Annotated in this window: 6 protein-coding genes and 3 tRNA genes; 8 read left to right on the forward strand and 1 reads right to left on the reverse strand. The window is 57.5% G+C overall.

The window, feature by feature from the left end; genetic code table 11:
* The first annotated feature begins 117 nt into the window (after positions 1-117).
* The 5 genes from miaB (at position 118) to lnt (ending at position 5646) form a co-directional block, all read left to right on the forward strand.
* Positions 118-1536 carry a tRNA (N6-isopentenyl adenosine(37)-C2)-methylthiotransferase MiaB gene (gene miaB, locus Q1J88_RS06820; RefSeq protein ID WP_301116847.1) on the forward strand — a complete coding sequence of 473 codons (1419 nt, stop codon included), beginning with the start codon at positions 118-120 and terminating at the stop codon, positions 1534-1536.
* A complete protein-coding gene (locus Q1J88_RS06825) occupies positions 1533-2546 on the forward strand; it encodes a PhoH family protein (protein WP_301116848.1) in 1014 nt (337 codons plus the stop codon). Before miaB ends, Q1J88_RS06825 begins: the two co-directional genes overlap by 4 nt.
* Positions 2536-3000, forward strand: a complete 465-nt coding sequence (ybeY, locus tag Q1J88_RS06830) for an rRNA maturation RNase YbeY (RefSeq protein ID WP_301116849.1) — start codon at positions 2536-2538, stop codon at positions 2998-3000. Before Q1J88_RS06825 ends, ybeY begins: the two co-directional genes overlap by 11 nt.
* Positions 3001-3131: 131 nt before the next feature.
* Positions 3132-4016 carry a transporter associated domain-containing protein gene (locus Q1J88_RS06835; RefSeq protein WP_301116850.1) on the forward strand — a complete coding sequence of 295 codons (885 nt, stop codon included), beginning with the start codon at positions 3132-3134 and terminating at the stop codon, positions 4014-4016.
* Positions 4000-5646, forward strand: coding sequence for an apolipoprotein N-acyltransferase (gene lnt / locus Q1J88_RS06840; protein ID WP_301116851.1), 1647 nt, complete (start codon positions 4000-4002; stop codon positions 5644-5646). Before Q1J88_RS06835 ends, lnt begins: the two co-directional genes overlap by 17 nt.
* Before the next feature lie 34 nt (positions 5647-5680).
* Here lnt and Q1J88_RS06845 read toward each other — a convergent pair whose 3' ends face one another.
* Positions 5681-7765, reverse strand: coding sequence for a bifunctional diguanylate cyclase/phosphodiesterase (locus Q1J88_RS06845; protein WP_301116852.1), 2085 nt, complete (start codon positions 7763-7765; stop codon positions 5681-5683).
* A gap of 319 nt (positions 7766-8084) precedes the next feature.
* Between Q1J88_RS06845 and Q1J88_RS06850 the strand changes: the two genes are divergently transcribed.
* The 3 genes from Q1J88_RS06850 (at position 8085) to Q1J88_RS06860 (ending at position 8384) form a co-directional block, all read left to right on the forward strand.
* Positions 8085-8160: transfer RNA gene (locus Q1J88_RS06850), tRNA-Ala, on the forward strand.
* A gap of 43 nt (positions 8161-8203) precedes the next feature.
* Positions 8204-8279, forward strand: a tRNA-Glu gene (locus Q1J88_RS06855).
* A 28-nt stretch (positions 8280-8307) separates the two neighbouring features.
* Positions 8308-8384: transfer RNA gene (locus Q1J88_RS06860), tRNA-Asp, on the forward strand.
* The last annotated feature ends 1 nt before the right edge of the window (position 8385 follow it).

The raw sequence follows: 8385 nt of genomic DNA on the forward strand, positions 1-8385 counted from the left end.
GGGCGGGCTGCGCCCAACGCAGGAGTTATGACTCGTGCACCATTAAAGGTCGAAGTTCGCAGTACAATAGTCGGTTTCATCTGCCCCCGGGATCGACACCCGTCACGGCCAACGACCATGCAAGAAACCACGATCAAACGTGCCGCTACCACCGGCGACGACGCACCCAAAGCACGCCCCGCCCCGGGGCCCAGCCGCAAACTCTTCATCAAGACCTTTGGTTGCCAGATGAACGAGTACGATTCCGACAAAATGGTCGACGTACTGCGCAGCGATCAGGGCCTGGAGCTTACGCAAAACCCCGAAGAAGCGGACGTAATTCTGTTCAACACCTGTTCCGTGCGAGAAAAGGCCCAGGAAAAGGTCTTTTCGGATCTCGGACGGGTGCAACACCTGAAGCAAAGCAATCCCAACCTCATCATCGGGGTCGGAGGCTGCGTGGCAAGTCAGGAAGGCGAAGCCATTATTCAGCGTGCGCCATACGTTGACGTGGTGTTCGGCCCCCAGACCCTGCACCGCCTGCCCGCGCTCATTTCGCAACGCAAGCAGTCCGGCCGCTCGCAAGTCGACATCAGTTTTCCAGAGATCGAAAAGTTTGACGCCCTGCCTCCGGCAAGCATCAACGGACCCAGTGCATTTGTGTCGATCATGGAAGGCTGCAGCAAATATTGCAGCTTTTGCGTGGTTCCCTACACGCGCGGCGAAGAAGTTTCGCGGCCTTTTGACGACGTGCTGGTCGAGGTCGCCGACCTGGCCGACCAGGGCATCAAGGAGGTGACCCTGCTGGGCCAGAACGTCAATGCCTATCGCGGCCCCATGGGCGACAGTTCAGAGATCGCCGACTTCGCCATGCTGCTGGAATATATCCACGAAATTCCCGGTATTGAGCGCATTCGCTACACCACCTCGCATCCCAAGGAAATGACCTCGCGCCTGATCGAGGCGCACGGCAAGCTCGAAAAGCTGGTGCCCTTCCTGCACCTGCCCGTGCAGGCAGGCAGCGACCGTATTCTGGCAGCCATGAAACGGGGCTACACCGCACTCGAATTCAAATCCATTGTGCGCCGGTTGCGCGCCGCACGTCCCGGAATGACGCTTTCTTCCGACTTCATCGTGGGCTTCCCGGGCGAGACCGAAGACGACTTCGAAAAGACACTCGACCTCATTCGCCACGTGGGCTTCGACCAGTCGTTCTCCTTCATTTATTCGCGCAGGCCGGGCACGCCCGCTGCTGATCTCGAAGACAACACCAGCAAAGAACAGAAGCTGGCCCGGCTTTACCGCTTGCAGGCCCTTATCAATGAGCATGCTGCGGCAATAAGCCAGTCGATGGTCGGCGGTATTGAACGGGTGTTGGCCGAGAAACCGTCCAAAAAGGATCCCAACGAGCTGATGGGCCGTACCGAAAACAACCGCATCGTCAACTTCGCCGCCCCTGCCGACGTTATCGGGCAAATGGTAGACGTGCGCATCACTTCCACCAATACCAATACCCTCAAGGGCGAGCTGGTGCAAACGCCGGCGCACAGCCAATGAGCAGCTCGTCTCGCCGCAAGCCGATAGCCATCGTCCTGGAAGGTGACAACACGCACCTGGCGAACCTGTGTGGTCCGCTGGATGAAAACCTGCGACAGATTGCCGACGGCTGGAACGTACGCCTGAATCGTCGGGGCAACCGCATAACCATCGATGGCGAACGGGCCGGCGCAGCGGCTGATGCCGTGCGGCTATTCCATCGGCGATCCGTTCACAAACCACTGTCCATTGACGACATTCAATTGGGCATGGTTGAACTCGGTGCCGGTCGCAGTCGCGACGACGGTGAGCCCGCAGCCACACCCGAACTGCCCGAGCTGCCACCAATAGATGATCAAAGCGGCGACATCTCCTTGCGTACGAGGCGCAGCGACTTGCGCCCGCGCACGCCACGCCAGCGCGACTACCTCAACAATATTCTCAAGCACGACATCACATTTGGCGTCGGTCCGGCGGGTACGGGCAAGACCTGGCTTGCCGTAGCGTGCGCCATCGATGCCCTGGAACGAGAATCCGTGCAACGGCTCGTATTGACCAGACCCGCTGTCGAAGCTGGAGAACGCCTCGGCTTTCTGCCCGGAGACCTGGCACAGAAGGTCGACCCCTATCTGCGTCCACTGTACGATGCGCTCTACGACTTGATGGGGTTTGAACGCGTACAGCGCCTGTTTGAAAAACAGACCATCGAAATCGCGCCGTTAGCCTACATGCGGGGGCGCACGCTCAACCACGCTTTCGTCATTCTTGATGAAGCCCAGAACACCACGCCCGAACAAATGAAGATGTTCCTGACCCGAATCGGGTTCGGCTCCAAGGCCGTGGTTAACGGGGACCCATCTCAAGTCGACCTGCCTCGCGGCCAGCCTAGCGGGTTGACCCATGCGCTCGAAGTACTGAGCGATGTCCAGGGCATCGCCACAACGCGCTTTACGTCGCGCGATGTTGTTCGCCATCCTCTTGTCGCGCGCATCGTCGACGCCTACGAGAAAGCAGGCACCGGTGACTCCTGAATTTTCCCTGGCCGTTCAGTATGCGGCTCCGGCACCGGAGCTTCCGCGCTGGCGCCTTCGACGCTGGGCACTGTGTGCCGTGAAACACGCCGCACACGAGCGACCCGAAGTGCGATCCGTAACGCTGACGCTGCGTCTGGTTGATCTGGACGAGGGCCGGGAACTGAACCTGGCCTATCGTAATCGCGACTACGCGACCAACGTCCTCACGTTTGAATACGGGCTGGACCCAACCGGGAGCATTTCGGGTGACATTGTGCTTTGCCTGCCCGTGCTCGAACGCGAGGCAGCCGAGCAAGGCAAGGCCTTGCTCGACCATGCGGCCCACCTGACTGTGCACGGCGTCCTTCACGCTCTGGGACATGATCATATCGAGGCGGACGATGCACGCGATATGGAAGCCCTCGAGACACAAATTCTGGCTTCAATGGGGATTGATGATCCGTACGCCTGAAAGCCCAGGCCCTTATGGCGGATTGGCGCACTCCAATCTGCCACGTAACTTCGCGAATATCGCCTTGTTCCTTGCCGAAAACAATCGCATTTTCGGTTATGCTAAACACTTCGTAACTAGTCCAGCGGACAATGTCTGAACCCAACTCTACCGACCCTGAACCCCGATCTAGCAAGGCGCCCTCGAAATCCTTGCTCGCCAAGATCGTATCTCTAATCCGGCCCGAACCCGAAGATCAAGAAGACATCAAGGCAGTTCTCGAGGCCGCTCACGACAGGCAAGTTCTCGACGGCGATGCCTTCACCATGATCTCCGGTGCGCTCAACGTTGCCAACCAGACCGCCGCCGACATCATGGTTCCCCGCTCGAAGATAGACATGCTCGATATCACGAAGCCATTGTCCGAGCTGCTACCGACGATTATCGAAACAGGTCATTCCCGGTTTCCGGTGTATGAAGACGATCGCGACAATATCGTAGGCATTTTGCTCGCCAAGGACCTGCTCCTTACGATCACCAATCCATCGATCGACCTGCGTCCCCTTGTACGCCCTGCCGTATTCATTCCAGAAACAAAGCGCCTGAACGTGCTGCTGCACGACTTCCGCAGCAGCCGTAACCATCTGGCCATCGTCATCAACGAACATGGCGGAACGGCCGGCCTTGTCACCATGGAAGACGTTCTTGAACAGATTGTCGGCGACATCGAAGACGAATACGACGAGGACGCCGAAAAGACCATTTTCCAGACCGGCAGCAACAGCTGGCGGGCAATGGGGGCAACCGAGATAGAGATTTTCAACCGGGCCTTCAATACCTCGATACCAGACGACGATTACGACACTCTGGGCGGATGGTTCACAGCCGAACTCGGACGTATTCCAAAGCGCGGCGACACCCTTGACTTCGAAGGTTTGAACATGACCGTCGTGGGTGCCGACAACAAACGCGTTCTGTGGCTGCACATTCAGCACGACGCACAAAGCCCACTGGCCCTGAATGACGCAGCAAGCTAAAGCAGCCAAGGCCCGTCGCGTGCAACAATGGCGATACGGTGCCAGCCTGGTACTGCTGGGTGCCGCACACGCGCAGGCCTTTGCGCCGGATCCGCTCCCCGGCGTCGTGCTGCCTTACGTGCAGCTGCTGTGCCTGATCTTTCTCGCTCGTTATGTCTGGAACGCGTCCAGCGTCAAACGTGCTGCAGTCACGGGCTTTCTTTTTGGACTGGGCTCTTTTGCCGCCGGCCTGTACTGGGTCTACATCAGCATGCATCGCTACGGCGGCATGCCTCCACCTCTGGCCGGCGCTGCCACCTTGCTTCTTGCTGCCGCCGAAGCACTTTTCTATTGCATTGCTGCAGCCCTGATCAAATGGCTGACACAACGGCGTCTTGCGCAAGAAGACGGGATCGCAAGGCATTTCCTGGCCGTAGCAGCCTGGGCGTCATGCTGGGCACTTTTTGAGTGGCTGCGAGGCACCCTGTTTACCGGTTTCCCCTGGATGGCCATTGGTTACGGGCACGTCGAGGGCCCGCTTTCGGGCTGGGCACCATTGATTGGAATGTACGGCATCACCTGGCTGGCGGCGTTCATCTGTGCGGCGACAGGCTTGCTTATGCTTCGCCAGCGCTCCGGCTTCGAGGCACCCGCTGCTGCCACAACAGCAGCCGGCCTGGTCATTGCCGCCGCGGGCTGGCTTCTGGGCGGCTTTTCGTGGGGGCAACCCGAAGGGCCTTCTGTTCTGGTACGACTGGTCCAGGGTAACGTGCCCCAGTCCGAAAAATTCGACCCCGCTCGCATTCACGAGGGGGTGCAGACCTATATGGAGCTGGCTGCATTACCGCCGCGCGAACCGGGTATGGACCCGGCCGTCATTGTCCTGCCCGAAACAATAATGCCACTGTTCCAGAACCGATATCAACCCGCGGTGTGGGAGCAGTGGCAGGGCATTGCAGACCAACGCAATGCCGCTCTGGTAATGGGCGCCCCATTGCATACATCGACTCCACAAGGCGACCGCTACACCAATAGCGTGATCGGTTTTGATGCGGCAACACCCACCGAACATCTGCTTTCGGGGCAAACTGACATGCGCTACGACAAGCATCACCTGGTTCCCTTTGGCGAATTCATTCCGCCGGGCTTCCGCTGGTTCGTCAATGCCATGCATATACCCTTGGGCGACTTCGACCGTGGCTCAACCCGCCAGCAACATTTCGTACTGGCGGGGCAGCGCTTCGCGCCCAATATCTGCTACGAAGATGTTTTTGGAGAAGAAATCATCCAGGCAGTCCGGCCAAGCGCACAGTTCGGACCTGGAGCCAGCATCCTGGTAAACGTCAGCAATCTGGGATGGTTCGGCGAGTCGTGGGCCTTGCGTCAACACCTGCAGATCTCGCGGATGCGGGCAATCGAGACAGCTCGTCCGATGTTGCGCGCGACGAACACCGGCATGACAGCAGCCATCGCACCCGACGGCCATGTTCGCGCCATGCTGGACGCCCACGCAAAGGGTGTCCTGGATGTCGAGGTCCAAGGCATGAGCGGCCTTACGCCTTACGTGCGATTCGGAAACTGGCCGGTACTGATCTGGAGTCTGGTCATGATCGGCGCAATGCTATTGATTCGCCGTCGGCCCCAACCCTGACCAGGCGACTGCGGTGAGCCGTAATCCTCGGCGCTTAAAGCTCGTTTGAAAGGTCGAACAACTTTTCAAATGAGGCGGCGGACAACGGAGCCGAATACAGGAACCCCTGGGCAAAATCGCAACCGGCTTCAACCAATGCGCAGCGCTGGCCAGGAGTTGTCACGCCTTCGGCAATCACCGACAAGCCAAGCTTGCGTGCTACCAGAATAATGGCTTCGCAAAGGTGCAGTTCGCGCACGCTGCGTTCGATATTGCGCACGAAAGACATGTCGATCTTGAGACAACTGATGTGATAGCGCAGCAGATACGGCAGCGATGAATACCCCGTGCCAAAATCATCCAGAGCCAGTCCAATGCCTGAATCGGCCAGCGCTGCCAGCTTTTCTGCCACCTGAGGGCTGACATCCATGAGCAAGCGCTCGGTAAACTCGATCATCAGCGCTTCCGGAGGAAGACCAATTTCCTGAAGCGAATCAATGAGGTCGGAGGGTCGCACGTCAGAGCTCGTAAATTGCCCGTACGACATGTTCACCGCCATCTGAAAATCCGGAATGGATTTTCGCCATTGCGCCGCTTGCTTAGCAGCCTCACGAAACACCCACTTGCCAATATCAACTATCAGGCCGGTTTCCTCGGCTTCATGCATGAAGTGAATCGGACTTAGCAAACCGTTGGTGGGATGCTTCCAACGCAGTAACGCCTCTGCCTTTACGACCCGGCCGGTCTTAAGATCAAATATGGGCTGGTAATACAGAAGCAGCTGCTTGTTTTCCAGCGCGCCGGCAAGATCTCGCACCAATTGACGACGCTCGCCGGCCTGCTTGCGCATGACAGGAGTGAACACGCTATAGCAGTTTCTGCCCAGGCTCTTGGCGTGATACATCGCCAAATCGGCATGGTGAATCAGTTCTTCGTGTGTCTTGCCATCGCGTGGATAAAACGCCACGCCTACGCTCACCGAAATCAGGCCCCGGTCTTCCCCCAGTACATAAGGTTCGGCAATGGTGCGTACTATCTTCTCGCAGAGGCCCCGAACCTCTTCTTCGTCGCTCATTGCATCAGCCACAATGCAGAACTCGTCGCCCCCCAGGCGTACGACCAGATCCGAGCGACGCACGCATCCCAGCAACCGACCGGCAACCTGCCTTAACATCTCGTCACCCTGAGTATGCCCCAGGGTATCGTTAATATCCTTGAACAGGTCAAGATCAAGATACAACAAGGCGAAGGCCGCGCCCGTGTGCTCGGCATACACCATCTTGGCATCCAGACCCTCTTGCAACATCAGCCGATTCGGCAGCCCCGTCAGAAGGTCGAAGTGAGCGTGGTGCCATATGCGGTCATCGTGTTGTTTCTGCTCGGTAATGTCAGAAAACATCCCCACACGGCAACGGACCGAACCATCCTCATTGAAGGTGGTAGTGATCGTAAGTTTCTCGACGTACTCGTTACCGTCCTTGCGACGATTCCAGATTTCGCCGTCCCAGCTGCCCGTCTCCTGGATGGACTGCCACATCGCCCGAAAGAACTCCTTGTCGTGCCGGCCCGAACTGAGCACGTTCATGCGGCGACCGACCACCTCGTCAAGGGTATAACCCGTGATATCCGAGAATGCCGGATTCACCGTAATGATGACTCCATTGGCATCCGTGACGACCATGGCATGGCGGCTGTGCTCGTAGACCAAACCCGTCAGCTCGGCCATGTTTTCATCTTGTTTGCGCGTCGTGACGTCTACCATCACGCCGGCAACCAGCAATTTATCGCCGATCTGGACACGGGAGCCAAAAATCTCAACGTCGATATACGAGCCATCCTTTCTCCGGGCCTTGCGCTCGTAATGAATGCTGCTTCGGTCACCCGTAAGCGTCTGACGTAGTGTTTCGGCTACACGCTGCCTTTCATCGTGCGCCACGATGTCGTAAAGAGACATCCCGACCAGCTCGTCGCGCGTATAGCCCAACAATTGGGCCAGCCTCATGTTCACATATCGAAAATGGTCGTCCTCTATAAGATACAGACCCACAGCCACGTGGTCGGCCAAGCTTTGGTATAGAGAGGATGCCCCTTGTCCGGAGCGGTCGGGGGAAAGCTGGTTGCTTTGCCGTTGATTGACCATATGTGAACGATCTCGTCGAAGCTATTGCCGTTGTTCATTTCGTGGATTCCGCGAGGCGCGTGCCATTACCACTTGTCGTCTGCTGCAGCAGGTAAACAATCTATTGTACGCGCCCGGATCGGTATTTTGTTACAAAGTTGAAACTTCTGTGGCTAAAACCGGGTAATGACCGTTTTTGCCACTCGTATGATGCCGGATCAATATTTCTGTGCGCATTGACCTCGTTTTTTCGCAACAAACACTTTTTTCTTGGTACGACTTGCGCAAACAAAAAATATGGTGCATAATTTTGCTTCTTTGCTAGGGCACCGCAAACAACGGGGGTATAGCTCAGCTGGGAGAGCGCTTGCATGGCATGCAAGAGGTCAGCGGTTCGATCCCGCTTACCTCCACCAGTCCTAACAAAGTCTGCTACAATTAGCAGTTTGCAGTCCTTGAGTCCCCTTCGTCTAGAGGCCTAGGACACCACCCTTTCACGGTGGGTACAGGGGTTCGAATCCCCTAGGGGACGCCAGTAAATCTGGCATGTAGTAAACCGCTGCGGAGCGGTAGTTCAGTTGGTTAGAATACCGGCCTGTCACGCCGGGGGTCGCGGGTTCGAGTCCCGTCCGCTCCGCCAA

It is taken from the genome of Pusillimonas sp. (assembly GCF_029263785.1).
Taxonomy (GTDB): Bacteria; Pseudomonadota; Gammaproteobacteria; order Burkholderiales; family Burkholderiaceae_B; genus Pusillimonas.

Excerpts from the sequence above, each read along its gene's own strand:
- miaB (WP_301116847.1), top strand. The coding sequence starts at position 118 with ATGCAAGAAACCACGATCAAACGTGCCGCTACCACCGGCGACGACGCA.
- Q1J88_RS06825 (WP_301116848.1), top strand. The coding sequence starts at position 1,533 with ATGAGCAGCTCGTCTCGCCGCAAGCCGATAGCCATCGTCCTGGAAGGT.
- Q1J88_RS06845 (WP_301116852.1), bottom strand. The coding sequence starts at position 7,765 with ATGGTCAATCAACGGCAAAGCAACCAGCTTTCCCCCGACCGCTCCGGA.
- lnt (WP_301116851.1), top strand. The coding sequence starts at position 4,000 with ATGACGCAGCAAGCTAAAGCAGCCAAGGCCCGTCGCGTGCAACAATGG.
- Q1J88_RS06835 (WP_301116850.1), top strand. The coding sequence starts at position 3,132 with ATGTCTGAACCCAACTCTACCGACCCTGAACCCCGATCTAGCAAGGCG.